Here is a 20,864-nt window from a genome sequence, read left to right as displayed (position 1 = left end):
CCAGTGATTCGCGAACTCCCCTGGCGCGCGCCACAGGATTGCTTCGCGGCCCTGTCGCCGGAACCATACCTCGCGTTTTTGGACAGCGCCGCCACCGGCGATGCGCGCAGCCAGCTCAGCTATATCTGCCTCGACCCATTTAAAATCCTGCGCGATGCCTCGCTCAGCACGCTGGCGGCCGAACTGGCACGTCATCAACAAATCCCCGGCCCCCTGCCCTTCACCGGCGGCGCCGTTGGGTTTTTCGGCTATGATCTAGGTCTAGGGTTGGAGCCCGTGGCATCGCGCCACGCCAATCCGCTGAACCTGCCTGATATGGTCATCGGCCTTTACGACACGCTCATCGGCTTCGACCATACCGCGCAGCGTTGCTGGCTCATCATGCGAGACCGTCCCGGGCAGGACACCGCCGCCCGCGCCAATACCCTCCTCGCCCGCCTGACCAAAACGCCCACACCCGCGCCATTGCCCAAACTCCATTGGCAGCCGGACATGGACCGCGCCGAATACATTGCTTTGGTAGAACAAATCCTCTCCTACATCCGCGCGGGCGATATTTATCAGGCCAATTTCACCCTGCGGCACACCGCCCTGCGCCCCGCCGGTCTTGATCCTGCCTCTCTCTACCTCGCCCTACGCGCGGCAAGCCCCGCGCCCTTCGCCGCCTATCTGGACTGCGGCGAAGGCCTCGCACTTCTCAGTGCATCACCAGAACGTTTTATCAGCCTGTCATCCGCGGGAGAAATCGAAACCCGGCCGATCAAAGGCACCAGACCCCGCCACGCCGACGCGGGGCGGGATGCCGCCCTGGCCACCGAACTTGGCGAAAGTCCCAAAGACCGCGCCGAAAATCTGATGATCGTCGATCTGCTCCGCCACGATATCGGCCGCGTCACGCAAATCGGCAGCGTGCGCGTGCCTGAATTTCTCCAGGTGGAAAGCTTCGCCTCGGTGCATCATCTGGTTTCCGCCATCACCGGCAGACTGCGCCCGGGGCTTGGCGCGTTGGACCTTCTGCGCGCCACCCTGCCCGGCGGCTCAATCACCGGGGCGCCAAAAATCCGCGCCATGCAGATCATCGACGAGCTGGAGCCCTGCCGCCGCGGCCCCTATTGCGGCACCATCGCCTGGATCGGCTTTGACGGCGCGATGGACAGCTCCATCATCATCCGGACATTGATCGTAACCCCCGGCCATGTTCTGATGCAGGCCGGCGGCGGCATTGTGGCCGACAGCCAACCGGAAGCGGAATATGAGGAAATGCGCATAAAAGCCTCTCCAATGCTTGGAGTTTGCGGTGGCTGACCAGGTCATCTGGCTAAACAGCGCCCTGTGCCCGGCTACGCACGCCGGCATCGACCCTGCCGATCGCGGCTTCACATTGGGCGACGGCATATTCGAGACATTGCGCATAGCCGGCGGCGCCCCGCGGCATGTGGCGCTGCATCTGGCGCGGCTACGCCAGGGCGCCGCCGCGCTTGGCCTCACCGTGCCGCTCACCGACACGCAGTTTCAAACCGCCATCAGTACATTGCTCACCGCCAACGCCCTCTCTGACGCCACGCTGCGCATAACGCTGACACGCGGCACCGGGCCGCGCGGCCTCCTGCCGCCCGCCAATTCCAACCCGACTCTGCTCATCACCACAGCCCCCTTCATCGCCGCCGCACCAGAGATTTCCGCCGTCATCTGCCAGACCACCCGCCGCAACGAATTCTCGCCGCTCTCGCGAATCAAATCTCTCAACTATCTGGACAGCATCATCGCCCGGCGCGAGGCCGCCGCGCGCGGCGCCGAGGATGCGATTTTGCTCAACACCAAAGGCGATGCCGCCGAAGCTAGCGCTGCCAATCTGTTCGTGCTGCAAGGCGCAACATGGACCACGCCGCCCGTTGCGGACGGCGCGCTGCCGGGCATATTGCGCGCACGCCTGCTGGCCCGCAACCTGGCGCGCGAGATGCGTATAACACCCCAAAATCTGCTCACCGCCGCCTGTGTCTGCCTTGGCAATACCCTCTCGCTTCGAATGCTCACCATGCTGGACGGCAAACAAATCTCAACAGATCCAACCGCGGCACAGGCGCTGCGCACAGTCCTGGAATCGCCCGATACCTGAGGAAACTCCGCGTGGGGTGGGTTTGAGCGATTTTTTGTGGTTCGCCCGGTTGAGCAAACCGCGGGAGAATTACGTCTGAATCAACCGAACGCCAGCGCGCCGCTCGGCAACAACAGCCACACACCACAGCGCCAGCCCGGCCAGCGCCAAGCCACAGCCGACCCAGCCGCTAACCCCCCAGCCAAACCCGGCGCCGATGGCCATTCCGGCCAGCCACGGCCCCAGCGCGTTGGCAATGTTGAATGCGCTGTGGTTAAGCGCCGCAGCCAGGGTTTGCGCCCCTTCGGCCACTTGCATCAGCCGTGCCTGCAACGGGGTTGCCAGGCCGCCGCCGCAGCCGATGAGGAACACCGCCACCGCCATGCTCCATACCGCATGCGTCATGAACGGATAAAGCGCCAGCCCCGCCGCTGACCAGACCAGCACCACGGCCACAGTCGGCATCAACGCCTTATCAGCAAACCATGCACTCACCAGATTGCCAATCGTGAGGCCAAAGCCGAATATGCCAAGCATAACCGGAACCGTGACGGAGGAGGCTTTGGTAACCAGCAACAGCGTGGAGGCGAGATACGTGTAAACCGCGAACATGCCGCCAAAGCCAATCGCACCTATCCCCAGCGTCAGCCAAACCTGCGGGCGCTTCAATACCCTCAGCTCCGCCAGCGGGTTTGGCGCATCGTGCAGCGCCACGCGGGTTACCGGCACAAACCGCAGCACCATGAACGCAGTCGCCAGAGCCAGCATCGCAACGAGTGCGAAAGCCCAGCGCCACCCAACCATCTGGCCGATAAAATCAGCCAGCGGCACGCCAACGATGGTGGCGATTGTCAACCCAAGCAACACACGCGCAATGGCCTGCGCCCGCTGTTCCAGAGGCACCATCTCCGATGCCACGAGCGAGGCAACGCCAAAATAAGCGCCGTGCGGCAGCCCGGCGGCAAAGCGGAATGCCAGCATCCAGCGGTAATCAGGCGCGAAGCCGCTCAACCCATTGGCCAGGGCGAAGGCGACCATTAAGCCCACCAAAACATTGCGCCGCGGCAAATGTGCGACCGCCACAGCCAGAACCGGCGCCCCCACCACCACGCCCAAAGCGTAAGCGCTGATCGCGTTGCCCGCCTGCTGAGGGCTGATGGACAGACCCGACGAAAAATAGGGCACCAGCCCCATGGCGCCGAACTCAGTGGTGCCGATGGCAAAACCGCCCATGGCCAGCGCAAAGACGGCCATGCCCGCGTATTCACCGCGCCATATTTTTTTCAATGCCATCAAAAATCCCGTTGCGGGTGGCGTTGCCCGCGCGAGCGCCCCCGGCCTATTCAAGGATCCGCTCAATTCGCAGCACATTGGTGGTGCCGGCGATGCCGAATGGCTGCCCGGCGGTGAGAGCGATGATCTGGCCGGCGCTGCCCAGCCTCTCTTTAATAACGATCCGGCTCGCAAGCTGCACCACATCCGTCATCGCGTTCATGGCGCCCGCAACGCGTGGGCGCAGGCCCCATGCGAGACACAGGCGGCGCGCCACCTCGATGGAGGGCGCCAGACACAAAATCGGCGCGCGCGGACGCACCGCCGCGGCACGGAAGCCCGTGTTTCCGCTTGTCGTATACGCAACGATGGCCGCCGGGTGCAACGCCTTTGCCGCCTGGTGCAGCGCCGCGCAGATGACGTCTGATATGGTGCTGCGGCAGACATCGCGCCCGCTCTCCATCCCGCTCCAGAAATCATCGTCGGATTCAACATCACGGACAATATTCGCCATCATCTCCACCGCCTGCAAGGGGTACCGCCCCGAGGCGGTTTCCGCCGAGAGCATCACCGCATCCGCTCCCGCGTAAATGGCGGTGGCAACATCCGAGGCCTCGGCCCGCGTGGGGGTTGGCGCCGTAATCATCGATTCCAGCATTTGCGTGGCAACCACAACAGGTTTTCCAAGACGCCGGCAGGTGCGCAGAATGCGGCGCTGCATGCGCGGCACCACCTCGGGCGGCATCTCCACGCCGAGATCACCACGCGCGACCATGATGGCATCCGATTTTTCAACGATGCTCTCCAGGCAATCTAGCGCCGAGGGTTTCTCGATCTTCGCCATAATGCGCACGCTGGTTCCCACGAGTTCGCGCAGTTCATCAATATCCTCGGGCCGTTGCACAAAGGAGAGCGCGATCCAGTCCGCGCCGATGGCCAGGGCTATTTCAATATCGGCGCGGTCCTTCGGCGTGAGGGCTGAGAGCGGCAACGTCGCACCGATGACACTCACCCCCTTGCGCGGCAGGAGCCGTCCGCCGGTCACGGTTCTGGCGGTAATGCGCCCTGCATCCGCCGAGAGCACATCAAACCGCATTTTACCATCATCGACAAGCAGTGTGACACCCGCCCGCGCGGCGTTGAAGATTTCAGGATGCGGGAGAGGAATCGAGGAGACATCCATACCGCTGCCATCAAGCGCAAAGATAACCTCCGTATCTTCCTGCAAATCGAAATATCCGGGCGCCAACATGCCAATCCGCAACTTTGGCCCCTGCAGGTCAGCCAGCACCGCGAGAGGACGGCCCAGCTCCGCCTCCACGGCGCGGATGGCATCCATCCGCAGCCGGTGATCCGCATGCGATCCATGGCTGAAATTCAGCCGGAAGATATCGGCGCCAGCCGCGGCCAACGCGCGGATTGTATCCTTATCAGAGCTGGACGGGCCAAGGGTCGCGATGATTTTAGCGTAACGGTGTTCGAACATTCATTCCTCGCTTATTATTTCGTTACAGTTTGAGAGGCGGGCGCCACCGAGCGCCGCCGCCTGACGCGCGGCCTGTGTAATCCCCTCCCAATCGCCGGCGGCGATCGCGGCACGGCCAACCATCCACGACCCGCCAACACAGATGACATTCGGCAGTTTCAGATACTGCGGCGCGGACGCCAGCGTGATGCCGCCGGTTGGGCAGAATGTGAGTTGCGGCAACGGCGAGGCGATGGAAGATAAAAAAGCCGTGCCACCCGAGGCCTCGGCGGGGAACAGTTTGGCAAAACGGTAGCCACGCTCGATCAGCGCCATCGCCTCGGAGGCGGTGGCGATACCCGGCAGCGGCGCGATTCCACAATCGCCTGCCGCATCCAGCAGGCGCGGCGTAGCGCCAGGCGAGACCGCGAAACGCGCACCGGCCTTGGCCACCTGCGCGTATTGCGCTGGCGCGATCACCGTGCCGGCGCCAGGGATCGCGCCTTCGACCTCGGCGGCAATCGCGCGGATCGCCTCCAGCGCCGCTGGCGTGCGCAGGGTGATCTCGATCACGGGCAAACCACCCGCAACCAATGCCCGGGCCAGCGGCACCGCGGCGGCGGCATGCTCGATCACAACAACCGGAATCACCGGCGCCGCGCGCAGAATTTCCTCAAGCCGCTCTTGGATCATGAAAAATCGTCCTGTGTAAAAATCGAAGCCCCGGCATCGGCGCGGCTGACCGTCTTGCGCATCACGGCGAAGAGTTCACGCCCCACGCCCGCATGGTTGGCACTTAAATCGGCCTGCACACAGTCCCGCCCGGCAAGTTCCGCCTGCGCGATAAGTTCGCCGCTTACCGCGTCAACGCGCACAATATCGCCATCGCGCAACTGTGCGATCGGCCCGCCATCAATCGCCTCGGGTGTCACATGAATAGCCGCCGGAACTTTGCCGGAAGCGCCCGAGAGCCTGCCATCCGTCACCAGCGCCACGGCAAAACCTTTATCCTGCAGCACGCCGAGCGGCGGCATCAGCTTATGCAACTCCGGCATCCCGTTGGCTTTAGGCCCCTGGAAGCGCACCACCACGACCACATCGCGGTTCAACTCCCCGGCCCTGAACGCTGCCTGCACATCTTCCTGCGTATGAAAAACCCTCGCTGGCGCCTCGATGACATGGCGCTCCGGCCGCACCGCCGAGGTCTTCATCACAGCCCGCCCGATGTTGCCGGAGAGCAGCTTCAGCCCACCCGCAGGCTGAAAGGGATGAGCACAACCGCGCAACACTGACTCATCGGCGCTCACCACAGTTGCCGCGCGCCAGGCGAGCGCATCGTCAATCAGCACAGGTTCTTGCGTATAGGCGTTCAAATCCCCCATCACCGTGCGCGCACCCCCATGCAGCAAGCCAGCCTCCAGCAGCGCGCGGATCAAGAATCCCGTGCCTCCGGCAGCGGAAAAATGGTTCACGTCGGCCGTGCCGTTGGGGTAGATGCGCGTGAGCAACGGCACCACCTCCGCCAGATCGGAGAAATCATCCCAGGTGAGAATAATCCCCGCAGCCGCGGCCATCGCCACAAGATGCAGCGTATGGTTGGTTGAACCGCCCGTGGCGTGCAACCCGGCGATGGCGTTGACGAAGCTGCGTTCGTCGATCATTTCGCCCGCCGGGGTGTAGTTATTCCCCAAGGCGCTCAACGCCAAGGCGCGCTGGGTGGCGGCGCGGGTCAGAGCCTCGCGCAGCGGCGTGCCGGGGTTGATGAAGGCCGCTCCCGGCAGATGCAGGCCCATGATCTCCATGAGCATCTGGTTGGTGTTGGCCGTGCCATAAAACGTGCAGGTGCCGGGGCCATGATAAGCCGCGGCCTCCGCCGCCAGCAGCTCTTCGCGGCTGGCCTTTCCCTCGGCATAGAGCTGGCGGATTTTCGCCTTCTCATCATTGGGAAGACCTGAAGTCATCGGTCCGGCGGGAATGAACACCGCCGGCAGATGCCCGAAGCTGAGCGCGCCGATGACCAGCCCCGGCACGATCTTGTCGCAGACGCCCAAATATACGGCGGCGTCAAAAGTCTGATGCGAGAGCGCGATGGCGGTGGAAAGTGCGATAACATCGCGCGAGAACAGCGAGAGGTCCATGCCGGCCTCTCCCTGGGTGATGCCGTCACACATCGCGGGCACGCCGCCCGCCATCATCGCCACGCCGCCCGCCGCGCGCGCCGCGTCGCGGATAATTCCTGGGTAGGTCTCATAGGGCTGATGCGCCGAGAGCATATCATTATAGGCGCTGACAATGCCAAGGCTCGGCGCATCGCCGCTGCTGAGCGCGGTTTTATCGCCCGCGCCGCAGGCCGCGAAACCATGCGCCTGATTGGCGCAGCCCAGCCCCTTGCGCTTTGGCGTGGTGCTGGCGGCAGCGCGGATGCGGTGAAGATAGGCCGTTCGCGATGTCTGGCTGCGGGCGATGATCCGGGTGGTGACGTCCTCGATCCGGGGATGAACCATCTCTGGAGACTCCAAAAAATTTAGGGTGCTGGCTTACGGATATGGCGCGCGGGGCGATCAAGTGCCGCCATCGGCCCAGGTGCGGCCGTCGCGCTCAATCAGCGCAATGGCCGCCGCGGGCCCCCAGGTGCCGGCGGTATAAGGCTTGGGCGGCTCGGCGGCAGGATGGCTCCAGGCTTCCAGAATCGGGCCGATCCAGCGCCATGCGGCTTCCACCTCGTCGCGGCGCATGAACAGCGTCTGGTTGCCGCGCACCACGTCCAGCACCAGGCGCTCATAGGCATCTGGGTTTCGCAGGCCAAAGGCGGTGGCGAAACTCATATCCAGCGGCACCTGGCGCAGCCGCATACCACCAGGGCCAGGGTCTTTTATCATCAGCCAAAGTTGTACACCCTCATCGGGCTGCAAACGGATGACCAGCCGGTTGGCAATGATCGGCCCCGCCGAGGGCTTGAACACCGAATGCGCCACCGCGCGGAAGGTGATAACAATCTCCGACACCCGCGCCGCCAGGCGCTTGCCCGTGCGCAGATAAAACGGCACGCCCGCCCAGCGCCAGTTTTTTACACCAGCCTTGATGGCAACGAAGGTTTCAGCCGGGCTTTCCTCCAGCCCCAATTCCTCAAGATAGCCGGGCACAGGGCCGCTGGCCGAGGCACCCGCGCGATATTGCCCGCGCACCACATTATATGCCGCATTCGCCTCGGTGATGGGTTCCAGCGCGCAGAGCACTTTCAGTTTTTCATCGCGCACGGCATCGGCGTCCAGCCGCGCGGGCGGTTCCATCGCCACCAGGCACAGCAATTGCAGCAGATGGTTCTGCACCATGTCGCGCAAGGCACCGGCGGTGTCGTAATAACCGGCGCGGCCCTCCACACCCAAACTCTCCGCCACGGTGATCTGCACATGGTCGATATGCGCCGCATTCCACAGCGGCTCGAACAGCCCGTTGGCGAATCGGAACGCCATCAGGTTCTGCACCGTTTCCTTCCCGAGATAATGGTCGATGCGATAAGTCCGCTCTTCGGGAAACACGCTGCCGATCATCGTATTGACCGCCTGGGCCGAGGCAAGGTCGCGCCCCACCGGCTTTTCCACCACGACTCGGGTATTGCCTCCCGCGAGGCCAAAACGCGCCAGCCGCTCACAGATGGGGCCAAACAAAGCCGGGCCGGTCGCGAGATAGAACACGATAATGCGGTCCTGGACCGAAGCCAGCGCCACAGCAAGCTCGCGCCAGCCCTCCTCGCCCGTGGCTTCCACGGCCACATAGCGCAGCCGCGCCAGAAATCGCTCAACCGAGGCGGCGGCACGCTCAGGCGCCGGCACATGTTCCTCAATTGCCTGCCGGGCCAGGAGGAGAAACTCCCCCTCGGCCAACCTTGCGCGCGCCGCGCCGAATATATGGGCGTCATCGGGAAGTTGCCCCGCCACATCGCGCTGGAACATCGCCGGCAGCAGCTTCCGCCGCGCCAGATCTCCGGTGGCGCCGAACACAACCAATGCAAATGACGATACTGGTATCACGCGGCTTGTCATTGATGACATCCTCCCAGGCAGTTTATTTTACCCTTAAAATAATACTAGCGATTTCGGGTGGCGCCGTAAAGACGCGATCAGTCAGGCCCGAATCGCGCCGGGCTCTTCCAGGAAATGTTGCAGGGCAATCGCGATTCCCCCCATGGGAATGGCAAACTCCTGAAGTGCCGAGAGGGCGATGGTCATCGCGCAGCGTATTTCCGCCAGAGTGTTTGCCTCGAACTCCGGCCGGCAAGCGGGCAGCAGAAATTCCGCCAGCGCCGCCATGCCGCCTCCCAGAATGATGGAACTCGGCGCGAGCAAATTGGCGAGATTCGCCAACCCGAGGCCAAGATGCCGCCCCGCCTCCTCCAGCGTCCGCAGCACCACTTCATTGCCCTCCAGCGCGGCGGCGCGCACCGAGGGAATATCACGCGCAGATTCGCCAGCCTCGGCGAGACATTTAAGGATCGCATGCTCGGAGACATAGGCCTCGAAACAGCCATGCGCGCCGCAAGCGCAGGACCGGCCATGCGGCACCAGCTTCATATGCCCCACCTCCCCGGCGAGGCCGTGCGGGCCGCGGTAAATGGCGCCGCCCAGATACAACCCGCCGCCCACGCCAGACCGGCCGGAGACATATACAAAGTCCGCCGTGTGCTGGCAGCTGCCGAATATATGTTCGGCGATGGCGGCGGCCTTGATGTCGTTTTCCAGGTGGACGGCCACACCAAGCCCCGCGGTGAGCACACCGGCCAAATCCGCATCATGCCAGTCCAGCGCCGGCGCAAGCGCGATCCGGCCATCCAGCCCGACCAGACCTGGAACACCCACGCCGACGCCAGCCAGGCGCTTGCGCGGTATGCCAACCTGCCTCAGCAACGCCAAAATCCCGTTTTTGATAGCCGCCGCCGCCGCCTCCTGGCTCAGACTGCCGGGCACGCGCAGCGAACCCAGCCGCGCCCCGGAAAAACTTGAGAGAACAATGTGGATCTCCTCCACCTCGACGGCGACACCGGCAAGCACGCCGCTGGCTTCATTTATAAATAATGTCGAGTTCGGGCGGCCAGAGCGGCCGGTGGGCGCCTCGGTCCGCCGCAACACCACGCCATCCTGTTCCAGCGTCGTAAGGATGATCGAAATTGTGGCCAGATCTATCCCCGTGATTTTGGACAACCCCCGCGGCGAGATACCAGGCTGTTTGTGAATACCATGAAACACGCGCGCGGCATTGATGCGCCGGATGGTGTTGGAGTTAATTTTTTTTGTCAGCATCGCATCAGCTTTGTAGCTCAACACATGCGCCGCCGCAAATTTCAATTGACAAAGCATGGCCACAACCATATTTATTAGAGGCTAAAATAATTATGGATGCCATTAAGCCATCCTTCGCCGCGATCTATAGGGGGTAACAGTTTTCATCGCCATGGCGTTGGGGCCATGCCATTTCTTACAGATTTTACCGGCAATTATTGAAGCAAGAACAAAAGAACTCAACAGGAGGATATAAATGCATATTCAAACCATCCCTCGTGGAAGGAAGCGCTGGTTCGCATCGATCGCGGGCTGCTGCGGGTTGATTTTTAGCGGCGCCGCGCACGCCCAGACCACCGATGCACCGCCAGTGGTGCAACTGGGCCAAACGCTCGCAGCCAAAGGCATCTACTTAAATGCCAACTACTTTGGCGAGTTCGCCACCAATCCGTCAGGCGGCGTAAAGCAAGGCTCCGCCTATGCGGACCAGGCGGCCTTTGGCGCCGATGCCGATCTACAGAAGCTCGTTGGCTGGCAGGGCGGTACGCTACATCTCGAGCTGACCAACCGCGACGGCCGCGACCTCGCGAATGACACGATCAACAACTCCGTTGCCGCGCAGCAGATATATGGCGGCGGGCAAACCTACAACCTCACCACGCTGACCCTGGAGCAGAAACTCCTCAATGGCATGCTGGATATCACAGCAGGCCGCACCGAGCTTGACCAGCTCACCCTGAACGATCCGATCTACTGCCATTTCCAGTCCAATGCCTTCTGTGGGCAGCCTGACATCATGGGCAAGATCATCAACGCCTCGTTTTGGCCGGTCTCGGTCTGGGCCGGCAAGGTTGTCATCTCGCCGGTGCGCGACTGGTCGTTGGAGATCGGCGTTGCCGACCACGACCCGAAAGATTCCGCCTCGCCGCATCACGGCTTTGACTTCTCGACAACGAATTCCAACGGCGTGGAAATTCCCATCGAACTCGACTACAAAACGAGCTTTGCTGATGACAACTATCCCCGCCGCTATGATGTTGGCGCGGTGTTTGACCGCACGGCCTATAGCTACGCGCAATATGATGCCAAGACGAATACACTTGGCAGCGGCAATGGTTATGGGCGCACCATGGTCTATGTGCAGGCCAAGCAGATGGTGTATCGCCCTGACATGAATTCTGATCGCGGCCTCACTGTGTTTGGCGCCGCCGTGTTCGGACCTGATGCGCACCAATCAGCGGATTATAATCTGACCGCCGGCGCCGTGTATCAGGGACCTCTTGCCTCGCGCCCCGCCGACAGCCTCGGCATTGCCGTCGGCGACCTACACTATCGCAGCAACTTCATCGACCAGCTTTATGCTTATCGCACCAATACCCTTGGCGGCTCAGGCCGGCCGGCCTCCAACCTCATCATGGCCGAGATCGATTACGACGCCTATCTAACGCCGTATCTCGATGTCATGCCGAATCTGCAATACATTGTTCATCCTGATGGGCTAGGCGCGCAAGCCTACCCGGGCCATAACCTGAACGATGCTTTCGTCGTCGGCTTGCAGTTCAATCTGAATGTCGGCAAATTTATTGGGCTACCCAGCGAGGACTGATTTCGCGTAGACTGCCCAGAGTCAGGAGGCCGCTCCGGCGCAACCGGGACGGCCTCTTTCGTTTTCAGAGGATGTCATGACCGACGATTCCCACTTCCGTATTCTTGCCATTGATATTGGCGGCACCAATCTGAAGGCGGCGCTGCTCGACGCGGACGGCCGGATACGCGGCGACCCGCTACGCTGCGCTACGCCGCCAGAGGCAACGCCGGCGCTGATGCTGGAGGCGCTCAGCGCGCTGATCGCACCGCTCGGTGATTATGACCGTATATCCATCGGTTTTCCGGGAGCCATTCGCCGCGGCATCATCCTTACCGCGCCAAACATCGGCACCACGGTCTGGCACGGGACCGATTTCAGTGCCCTGGCCACCGCTTATTTCGGCCGCCCCACCCGCCTCGCCAATGATGCGATGATGCACGGGCTTGGCGTTATCACCGGCGAGGGCATCGAACTGGTGCTAACACTTGGTACCGGCATGGGCTTCTCCCTGTTCCGTGACGGCGTTCCCGCCCCGCAGATCGAGCTTGGCCGCCACCCCGCGGACAAAGCGCCGACATATGACGAGCTCGTCGGCGACGCCGCTTTGCGCCAACTAGGCATGGTGGCATGGAAAATCCGAGTGCAGGATACGATTTCACGCTGCGCGGCGCTGGTGAATTTTGATGTGCTCCATCTCGGAGGTGGCAATGCGCGGCATTTTGAGCCGGTGGAGCTTCCCGCAGGCGTCCGCTTGGCGGTAAACGCGGCGGGCCTCATGGGAGGGGTAAAACTTTGGCACCCCGCCATGGATGTTATCTTTACCTGATCCCCTCAGGCACCAGACAAATAAAAAACCATCCGGAAATTCCGGATGGTTTTTTTTGTAGACCGGCGCTGTAACGGGACGGTCAGACCCGCCCGGAGCGTAACCGGCGCTGGCGCAACAGCGTGTCGATTGTGATCGCAACCAGCAGGATCACCCCTTCCACGCCGAAGCGGATGGAAGAAGGAGCGCCGATCAAATCCATGCCGTTGGTGACGCTGGCGATAACCAGGGCGCCAAACAACGCGCCATAAACCGAGCCCCTTCCGCCAAACAGGCTGGTACCGCCGATCACCGCCGCCGCAACCGCATTCAGCATGATATCGCTATCACCGACCGTCGCGGAGGCCACCCCCAGACGCGCTGCATCCAGCAGCCCGCCAAGCCCCACCAGCGCTCCGGCAATCGTGAATGCCGCGAGCTGGATGAAGCGGACATTAATGCCCGCGCGGCGCGACGCCTCGGCATTGCCGCCAACGGCATAGAGATGCCGGCCGAACCGCGTCGATTTGGTGAGGAAAGCGCATATGAAGAGCGCCGCCATGAAAATTAACAGCAGCCACGGCACGCCACGATAGGCGCAGAGCGTGCCGACCGCGGCGATCAAGAGCACAAAAAGCGCGCCTAGCTTGGCAAAGAACACACTGTGCCCCTCCCCCGCGCCGCGCTTCATCCGCCCCAAATGCTGGGAGACCATGACCCCCGCGAACACGGCGAACAGGCCCAGCGATAGGATCCAGCTCCATGTGGGGGCGATGTTCAAAGTGCCGATCATGGTTGAGAGATTGTCCGAAAGCGGTATGGAGCCGCCATGCGGCGTCAGCATGGCGAGTGAGACACCCTCCGCGATCATCGCGCCGCCAAGCGAGACCACAAAGCTCGGCACGCCGACGCGTGAAACCAGCAATCCCTGCAGCATGCCAACAATCACGGAAGCGCCAATGCCCAGCCCGACACACGGCCATACCGGCCAGTTGAGAAACACGGTGGTCACCGAGAACACAGCCGCCGCCACGACGCTGCTCCAGCCAATCGAGAGGTCGATCATGCCGAGCAGAATGACGAAGGTTTCCGCCAGCGCCAATGTCCCCGTAACGACAATCTGCGCGGAAAGATTGCTTATGTTACGCGCGGTCAAAAAATGCGGGTTGAGAATTTCAAACACTGCCCAGATAACGACGAGCGCCGCGATCACCGGCGCCATGCCAAGATCTGACGATTGCACAAGCCTCTGTGTCCAGCGGCGCATGGGGGAATGAGTCTGCGTTTCTGATGTCATGTTATCTACACTCACGGTCATGCCGCGCCTCCAACAGTCGTGCGCGAGCCGGTGATGCAGCCCACGACGATTTCCGGTGTTAAGTCGCTCTTGCGCGCTTCCAGCACGGTCTCGCCCAGGCGCAGCACCACAACGCTGTCGGCGACTTCAAAAACATTGTGCATATTATGCGTAATCAGGATTACGCCAAAGCCCTGCGCGGCGAGGTCGCGCACCAGCCGCAACACTTCGGCGGTCTGGGCGACGCCAAGGGCGGCCGTTGGCTCGTCCATGATCACGAGCTTGGTCCCCCAGAGAACGGCGCGCGCAATGGCCACCGCCTGGCGCTGCCCGCCGGAGAGGGAGGAGACGTGCGTGTCAAGCGAGGGGAGATTAACGCGCAGCGTCTTCAGCACGCGCAGGGCCTCGGCCTCCATGTCCACATCACGCAAAATTCCAAACGGGCGCAGCACACGCTCGCGGCCGAGGAACAAATTGGCGCAGATGCCGAGATTGTCGCACAACGCCAAGTCTTGATAAACAGTCTGGATGCCGAGCGCGTTGGCATCAGCCGGGCGGCGCAGGCTCACCTCCTGGCCCTCGAGAATAATGCTCCCGCTATCCGCCGGAGCAGCGCCGGCAATCGCCTTGATGGTTGTTGATTTGCCAGCGCCGTTATCACCGAGCAGGGCCGTCACCTCGCCCTTGCGCACGGTAAAGCTCACATTGCGCAGCGCCGTCACCGCGCCGTATTTTTTATGCAGGTTTCGTACACTCAGAAGTTCTGCCGTGGACATTCCTGTACCTCCTTGAAAATATGGATGCCGCTCACAGGCCGTGTGAGCGGCATCCTGCAAACGCGGTTACTGACCCTTGCACCACGCGGTATCAGCGGCGGCGCCAACACATATCTCAGCCAGCGTGGTGTAGCCGGTCTTTATCACGGTGGAGTTGATATTATCCGCCGTCACCACCACAGGCGTAAGCAGCACGGAAGGTACCTTGATCTTGCCGTTGTTCACTTGCGCGTTTATCAGGCCGGCCGGCGGCGCGCCGGTGGCGCCAATGGAAACCGCGAGTTGCGCCGCCGCGGCGGCTTCCTCGGGTACATATTTGAACACCGTCATGGATTGCTGCCCCTCAAGGATATAGGTCAGCCCGCCATTGGTGGCATCCTGGCCGGTCACCGGCACTTTACCTGCCAGCCCTACCGCCTGTAACGCACGGATCGCACCGCTGGCGGTGCCATCATTTGCGGCGAGCACCGCATCCACGTTGTTGCTCAGCCGGGTCAGGGCCTGCTGAGTCTCCTGAAACGCATTCTCCGGGCTCCAGTCCGGCGTCATCACCGAATAGACGATCTTCAACTTACCCGCCTTGACCAGCGGATTGAGCACCGAGAGCGCACCGTCGCGGAAGTCGAACGCGTTAGGGTCTGTCGGCGCGCCACCGATCATAATAACATTGCCGCCGGGCTTGGTATGGTCGGCAATATACTGCCCCTGCAACTCGCCAACCTTCGTGTTATCGAAGGATACATAAGCGGCAGGCTCGGAATCCTGGATCAGCCGGTCATACGAGATAACCGGCACCTGGTTGCGCTTTGCGTAAGCGACAATAGCGGCCCCCGCCTTGCCATCCACCGGATCCACCACCAGCACATTGGCACCATTGGTGATGGCTGATTGCGCCTGGTTAAGCTGTGTATCAGGATCGCTGTTCGCGTTGGAGATGATCAAGTTCACGTTCGGATCAGCAAGTTTTGCCATCTTGGTGAATTCGGGCCGGTCCACCTGCTCATAGCGCGGCGAGGAGTTCTCCGGCATCAAAAAAGCAACCGTGATCGGTTTTGCGCTGATCTGTGTCACGTCGGGCATCGCAATGGTCTGCGCAACGGCAGGCAGCGCGGCCGCCAGCCAAAACGGCAACGCCGCGGCGATATAACGATTTTTTAAAGTCATTCGTGTTCTCTCCCAAAAATATCTTATACTCGTCAGGGAAACGACCGATTCCACGGGGTATATTTGCCTTGGACGGAAGGGTGTTTCCTTAATTAATTTAACCCTCGCACAAATTAGCGGTAATGGGTAGTGGAATGTCTGTCAAGAAGAATCAGTCCACCGATTCCCATGCGGCCAGATCCGCCAAGCAATCAGCCATGCCCTGCCCTTAAAAATCGCGGCCAATGACGATCCTCCCTAATAACAATATAACTGATTGATATTGAACGGAAACACGTCCCAACACAGAGGGCGCTTAGCGCATTATAAAGAAATTTCTCATACTGGAGCATATTTCCGCTAAAAATCAAAGAGATATTGCGCCCCTGTGGAATTCGCCGCGGCCGCGGTTCGGGCCCGTTGAGCCATCCATGTAACTCAAGTTAAAATGCCGGCCAGACGGGCCCCATGAACCAGGCGAATTATGAGTTACACTGATCGGGCGGCGGGGATGGCTGCGCGCGCTACGGTAGGCGCGCCTAAAGATCGAAATTGGTGGGTAGCATGACCACATCGCGGATCGTCATGCCGCGCGGCCGTGTCAGCATGAACGTGATCACGTTGGCTACCTCACTCGCTTCCAGCAGACTTCCCGACTCCCTGGCTTCCTTGAGTTTCTCAGGCGGCCAGTCAGCCAGAAGCGCGCTGATAACGGGGCCGGGTGAAATTGAGCCCACCCGGATACCGTGTTTGAACACTTGGCGGCGCACCGTCTGCACAAAGCAGTTGATCGCCCATTTGGACGACGCATACACCGGCTCCCATGGCGTCGGAAAATGGGCCGCCAATGAACTCGTGACAATAATATCGCCGGTCGCGCGCTCAATCATATGTGGCAGCACATCGTGTACGTTCTTCATCACGACGTTGATATTCAGGTTCAGCATCCGGTCGATAGCGCCGGTATCGGCGCCAACCAGGTCGCCGCCCACGTATATTCCCGCATTTGCATGAAAAATATCGATGTGGCCGGCTTTCTCCAGGGCTCTGGGCACCAGAGTCGCGCAATCCGCCGGGTCTAGCAGGTCGATCGCCAGCGGGATCACCGCATTACCGTGCTTATTGCAGAGCAAGCCGAGCGCCGCCTCGTCACGGTCGACCATCACGACACGCGCCCCCGCGGCCAGCATTGCCTCCATGCTGGCCAGCCCGATTCCAGATGCAGCCCCGGTCACGACAGCAACCTTGCCCTCCAATTCTCTCGCCACAGCTTCTCTCCCAGGCCGGCACGCCAGCAATCACGGTCACCCCGCGCGGCCGCTTAAAGCTCAATACTATATCGGGTTCATCCTGTCCCGGGGGTTTTCAAAATTTCTTCCAGAGCGCATCCTCAATTTATCCACAGGCCGAAGTCCAAGCCTGATACCCGGCGCCCATCTGGCGGTGCGCGGCATTGTTAGTGATGACAAAAAATTAGCAATGGCATAAACCGCGTGGAAAATTTGACGCGCGGCGCTGGACGGTTCTCTAATGATGAACCATAGGCTGGAAATTGAACAGGAGAACGAGGGCCATGGCGATATGCATTGATACCGGCTTGATGTTTCCAGCATCAGGAGAAACATGCAATGCCGCCTCCAGCCGGTTGCGACTGCCATGCAGCTAGCCGCAAATGCTGGAATTCGCTATGTTTTTGCCGTGCTCGCCATATTGGTGGCCGTGGTGCTGCAGCAGACTCTGGACGCGCATTTCTCTCCCCTGCCACCTTATATCATGTTTTACCCGGCGGTTATAATTGTCGCGGCCATTGCCAATAGCGGGCCTGGTTTGTTCACCACGTTACTGTCAAGTGTCTACGCTGGGTATTTTATCCTCCCACCGCACGGCAGCTTCAGGATTGAACACACCGGCGATATCATCGGCATGCTCATATTTGCCGTCACGGGGGTGATGGTGAGTGTCTTGGCTGGCGGGTTCCATCGCAAAAGAGCGCGTGAAAAAAAACTGAGTGAGCAGAGCTTGCGCCGCAGCGAAGACCATTTCCGGATTCTCGGCGAAGGGGTAAAGGGTTATGCGATTTACATGCTCGACCGGGATGGAACGGTGGTCAGTTGGACCGCCGTTGCCGAACAGCTAAAAGGCTGGCCAGAGCACGAGGTTCTCGGAAAAAACTTCTCACTGTTTTTTACCGCCGAAGCCGTGGATAGCGGCCGGCCGCGCCAGATACTGGAAATCGCCAGGGCCGAAGGCAGCTTCCACGAGGAAATAGAGCGTGTGCGTAAAGATGGCTCGCATTTTTGGGCGGCCATCACCCTCACGGCGCTGCGCGGCGAAGGCGCGCAACCGCAAGGCTACGCCGTGCTTGCCCGCGACATAAGTGAGCGCAAACAGGCCGAACGCGATATCGCCGCCAGCCGTTCGCAGCTGCTAAGCATTGTCAACTCCGCCCTGGATGCAATCGTCGCGGTTGATTCCGCCCAGCGCATCGTTCTGTTTAACCCGGCGGCGGAGACGATGTTTGGGTATTCGGCTTCGGATATAATCGGCCAGCCGATCGAGCGGCTCATCCCACATCGTTTCCATGGCGTACATGCCGGCCATCTACGAAACTTTGCCGCCGAAGGGGTGGCGAGCCGGAACATGGAAGACCTTGGCACACTAAGCGGACGCAGAAGCAACGGGGATGAATTCCCGCTCGAAGCCTCGATCTCCCAGGGTGAAACAGAAGGCGGCCAACTCTTCACCGCCATTCTGCGCGACATCACCCAGCGCCGCCGCGCGGAAGCACACCAGTCGTTGCTGCTCGGGGAATTGGCGCATCGCGTGAAGAACACTCTGGCGGTTGTGCAGTCAATCGCGGCGCAGACCCACCGGTTCTCCCGGCCCGAGGATTTTTATATAACATTCTGCGGAAGACTTGAGGCGTTAGGAAACGCTAACGACCTTCTGACCAGTTCTGAATGGGAGGGTGCCACGCTCGCTGATATTATCACATTCAGCTTTGCCCCCTATAGTGTTCAGGGCATGGTTGAACGATGGACAACCGAAGGGCCGCGCATATGGCTCGCTCCCAATGAGGCGGTAACATTGAGTCTCGTCTTCCATGAAATGATCACAAATGCCGTCAAATTTGGCGCACTTTCAGATGCCAACGGAAAAATCGGGATCAACTGGAAGCTAACCTCCGAAGACGCAATACCAGCCGTGACGATCCACTGGCGCGAATACAACGGGCCTGCCGTTAATCCTCCCACGCGCCGCGGCTTTGGATCAAAGCTTTTGGAACGCGCGATCACACATGAATTTAATGGTGACATGAAAAATGATTTTCATTCAGCCGGTTTTGAATGTATGGTGCGGCTACCGCTTTCCGCGAAGGTAAGAGTGCAAACATGATTGCCGAACCAACGGATCGTATGCTGACAATTCTGATCGTCGAAGATGAGAGCATGATCGGGATGCTGCTGGAAGATCTTCTGCAAGAGTGCGCGTGCAGGGTGGTTGGCCCTGCCAATTCGGTGGCGCAGTCAATTGCACTCATCGAGACCGGCGGAATGGCGCTGGATGGCGCCTTTCTTGACATCAACCTGCGCGGCGAATTTGTTTATCCGGTTGCTGACGCTCTTCTCGCGCGCAACGTCCCGTTTATGTTCATAACAGGCAACGCCACCTATGGAATTGATCCGCGTTACGGCGCGGTCCGAACGCTGAAAAAGCCCTTTATGGCTTCAGCCATTGAGCGAGCCGTGAAATATTTCGCTGAACAACGCGGGAGTTTTTAGAGCACCGCAACCAGGCTCCGGCCCCCTCACGTCATATACTGGCCGCCATTCATGGTGATCGTCGACCCCGTGGTGAAACCCGCATCATCGCTAACAAGAAAGCGCACGGCCCGGGCGATCTCCTCCGGCTTGCCCAGATGCCCAACTGGAATCTGGGCCGCGATTTGGCGCAGCGTATCCTGTGGAACCGATGCCACCATGTCGGTCATGATATATCCTGGCGCCAGGGCGTTAACCGTAATCCCCTTGGCCGCCGATTCGAGCGCGAGCGCCTTGGTGAAGCCGATAATCCCCGCTTTGGCTGCGGAATAGTTGGTCTGACCCATCTGCCCCTTCTGACCATTGATCGAGGAGACATTGACAATACGGCCAAACCCGCGCTCGCGCATTGAACCGATCACAACGCGGCACATGTTGAAGCACGAAGTCAGATCGCAATCGATAACCTGACTCCACTGTTGCGGCGACATTTTGTGGAACATAACATCACGCGTAATCCCGGCGTTGTTTACAAGCACATCGACATGACCACCGAGTTGCTCGCTAACGGCCAGAACGCCAGCTTCGCAGGCCGCATAATCCATGACATCCCACCGGAAAACCGGAATACCGGTATCGCTGTGAAAAGCAGCGGCGGCCGTCTCGTTTCCAGTGTATGTAACAGCCACGCGATACCCGTTTGCCGCCAGCTCCCGAGCAATCGCAGCGCCAATTCCCCTTGTTCCACCTGTGACAACTGCTAATCTAGCCATCTCCGAATGTTCCTCTGATGCTTAATTATTTTTTTAAATATATTACACTTCGAATATTCATTAGAACTGCGCTGCGTTCGCATCGCGGCAAAATATCGTCGTTGCATGGCCCGTCTTCAGCTCTTGGCCAGCTCCTCTATTTGGATATTTTCTGAAATCAACAAAAACATATTTATACCGTGCCGGGCGTTTACATGCGAATGATCTTGCGTTTCAGCCCGCGATGATTTTGCTTCAAAAATTGGTCGTTCAGACATGTTTTATCCGAGGAGCTGCAAGAAAACAAACCATGAGCGCTGAGCCTGGCCGAGATCAGATGTCCCAGAAATGCTATCCGGGCATGCCGGCCGCTCATATCCCCGGATTCTATCTAGGTACTTTTGCCGCAGAACACCCCACGGCGGTTCATTACCCTGGCCCTCAAGCCCTCGCCATGACGTTACGGAGCACCACGCTATTCGCCGCCGCCCGCTGTTGGCCCTGAAAGATGCCTGAATTCAGTCTGCCCCCTACCCCGCAAAACCTCCGGAGATCATTAGGTATAACTACCTAGCCGCTATTATTCACGAAGCTGTTTTGGTTTGATTTCTTTGGCCATCCCTGCACAACCGCA

The 20,864-nt window shown here is 60.3% G+C and carries 17 protein-coding genes; 6 read left to right on the top strand and 11 right to left on the bottom strand.

Going from position 1 to position 20,864, the window contains the following annotated elements:
* Positions 1–3 precede the first annotated feature (3 nt).
* Both pabB and QQJ84_RS18060 read left to right on the top strand, forming a co-directional pair.
* Positions 4–1,305, top strand: a complete 1,302-nt coding sequence (gene pabB, locus QQJ84_RS18065) for an aminodeoxychorismate synthase component I (RefSeq protein WP_284259728.1) — start codon at positions 4–6, stop codon at positions 1,303–1,305.
* Positions 1,298–2,116, top strand: a complete 819-nt coding sequence (locus QQJ84_RS18060) for an aminotransferase class IV (protein ID WP_284259727.1) — start codon at positions 1,298–1,300, stop codon at positions 2,114–2,116. The genes pabB and QQJ84_RS18060 overlap by 8 nt, the downstream gene beginning before the upstream one ends.
* A gap of 69 nt (positions 2,117–2,185) precedes the next feature.
* Here the strand turns inward: QQJ84_RS18060 and QQJ84_RS18055 are convergent, their stop codons facing one another.
* The 6 genes from QQJ84_RS18055 to QQJ84_RS18030 form a co-directional block, all read right to left on the bottom strand.
* On the bottom strand, positions 2,186–3,388 hold the full coding sequence (locus QQJ84_RS18055) for an MFS transporter (RefSeq protein ID WP_284259726.1): 1,203 nt from the start codon (positions 3,386–3,388) through the stop codon (positions 2,186–2,188).
* 46 nt (positions 3,389–3,434) lie between these two features.
* Positions 3,435–4,853, bottom strand: coding sequence for a pyruvate kinase (gene pyk, locus QQJ84_RS18050; RefSeq protein ID WP_284259725.1), 1,419 nt, complete (start codon positions 4,851–4,853; stop codon positions 3,435–3,437).
* Positions 4,854–5,525: a bifunctional 4-hydroxy-2-oxoglutarate aldolase/2-dehydro-3-deoxy-phosphogluconate aldolase gene (gene eda, locus QQJ84_RS18045; protein WP_284259724.1), complete on the bottom strand. Its 672-nt coding sequence runs from the start codon at positions 5,523–5,525 to the stop codon at positions 4,854–4,856. It abuts the gene before it with no gap.
* Entirely contained in the window at positions 5,522–7,336 is a 1,815-nt protein-coding gene (gene edd, locus QQJ84_RS18040) for a phosphogluconate dehydratase (RefSeq protein ID WP_284259723.1), read from the bottom strand. Before edd ends, eda begins: the two co-directional genes overlap by 4 nt.
* A gap of 57 nt (positions 7,337–7,393) precedes the next feature.
* Positions 7,394–8,875, bottom strand: a complete 1,482-nt coding sequence (zwf, locus tag QQJ84_RS18035; protein ID WP_284259722.1) for a glucose-6-phosphate dehydrogenase — start codon at positions 8,873–8,875, stop codon at positions 7,394–7,396.
* An 81-nt stretch (positions 8,876–8,956) separates the two neighbouring features.
* Positions 8,957–10,150: an ROK family transcriptional regulator gene (locus tag QQJ84_RS18030; protein WP_284259721.1), complete on the bottom strand. Its 1,194-nt coding sequence runs from the start codon at positions 10,148–10,150 to the stop codon at positions 8,957–8,959.
* Between the two features lie 214 nt (positions 10,151–10,364).
* Here QQJ84_RS18030 and QQJ84_RS18025 point away from each other — a divergent pair, with 214 nt between their 5' ends.
* Positions 10,365–11,714: a carbohydrate porin gene (locus QQJ84_RS18025; RefSeq protein WP_284259720.1), complete on the top strand. Its 1,350-nt coding sequence runs from the start codon at positions 10,365–10,367 to the stop codon at positions 11,712–11,714.
* 76 nt (positions 11,715–11,790) lie between these two features.
* Positions 11,791–12,522: an ROK family protein gene (locus QQJ84_RS18020; RefSeq protein WP_284259719.1), complete on the top strand. Its 732-nt coding sequence runs from the start codon at positions 11,791–11,793 to the stop codon at positions 12,520–12,522.
* 82 nt (positions 12,523–12,604) lie between these two features.
* Here the strand turns inward: QQJ84_RS18020 and QQJ84_RS18015 are convergent, their stop codons facing one another.
* The 4 genes from QQJ84_RS18015 to QQJ84_RS18000 form a co-directional block, all read right to left on the bottom strand.
* Entirely contained in the window at positions 12,605–13,819 is a 1,215-nt protein-coding gene (locus tag QQJ84_RS18015) for a sugar ABC transporter permease (RefSeq protein WP_284259718.1), read from the bottom strand.
* Positions 13,816–14,574, bottom strand: coding sequence for an ATP-binding cassette domain-containing protein (locus tag QQJ84_RS18010; protein WP_284259717.1), 759 nt, complete (start codon positions 14,572–14,574; stop codon positions 13,816–13,818). The genes QQJ84_RS18015 and QQJ84_RS18010 overlap by 4 nt, the downstream gene beginning before the upstream one ends.
* A 66-nt stretch (positions 14,575–14,640) precedes the next feature.
* Positions 14,641–15,738 carry a sugar ABC transporter substrate-binding protein gene (locus QQJ84_RS18005; RefSeq protein WP_284259716.1) on the bottom strand — a complete coding sequence of 366 codons (1,098 nt, stop codon included), beginning with the start codon at positions 15,736–15,738 and terminating at the stop codon, positions 14,641–14,643.
* A gap of 518 nt (positions 15,739–16,256) precedes the next feature.
* Positions 16,257–16,973 (bottom strand): SDR family oxidoreductase, encoded by a 717-nt coding sequence (locus tag QQJ84_RS18000; RefSeq protein ID WP_284259715.1) that lies wholly within the window; start codon positions 16,971–16,973, stop codon positions 16,257–16,259.
* 367 nt (positions 16,974–17,340) lie between these two features.
* Here QQJ84_RS18000 and QQJ84_RS17995 point away from each other — a divergent pair, with 367 nt between their 5' ends.
* Together QQJ84_RS17995 and QQJ84_RS17990 are read left to right on the top strand one after the other, a co-directional pair.
* Positions 17,341–19,113, top strand: coding sequence for a PAS domain S-box protein (locus QQJ84_RS17995; protein ID WP_348522693.1), 1,773 nt, complete (start codon positions 17,341–17,343; stop codon positions 19,111–19,113).
* The gene (locus QQJ84_RS17990) at positions 19,110–19,499 is read left to right on the top strand and encodes a response regulator (RefSeq protein ID WP_284259714.1); all 390 of its coding nucleotides are present in this window, start codon (positions 19,110–19,112) and stop codon (positions 19,497–19,499) included. The genes QQJ84_RS17995 and QQJ84_RS17990 overlap by 4 nt, the downstream gene beginning before the upstream one ends.
* A 26-nt stretch (positions 19,500–19,525) precedes the next feature.
* Here the strand turns inward: QQJ84_RS17990 and phbB are convergent, their stop codons facing one another.
* Positions 19,526–20,251, bottom strand: a complete 726-nt coding sequence (gene phbB, locus QQJ84_RS17985) for an acetoacetyl-CoA reductase (RefSeq protein WP_284259713.1) — start codon at positions 20,249–20,251, stop codon at positions 19,526–19,528.
* Positions 20,252–20,864 lie beyond the last annotated feature (613 nt).

Source organism: Acidocella aquatica (assembly GCF_030160635.1).
Taxonomy (GTDB): domain Bacteria; phylum Pseudomonadota; class Alphaproteobacteria; order Acetobacterales; family Acetobacteraceae; genus Acidocella; species Acidocella aquatica.
Note: the sequence above shows the minus strand (reverse complement) of the source record. Positions and strands in the feature narration are given on the sequence as shown.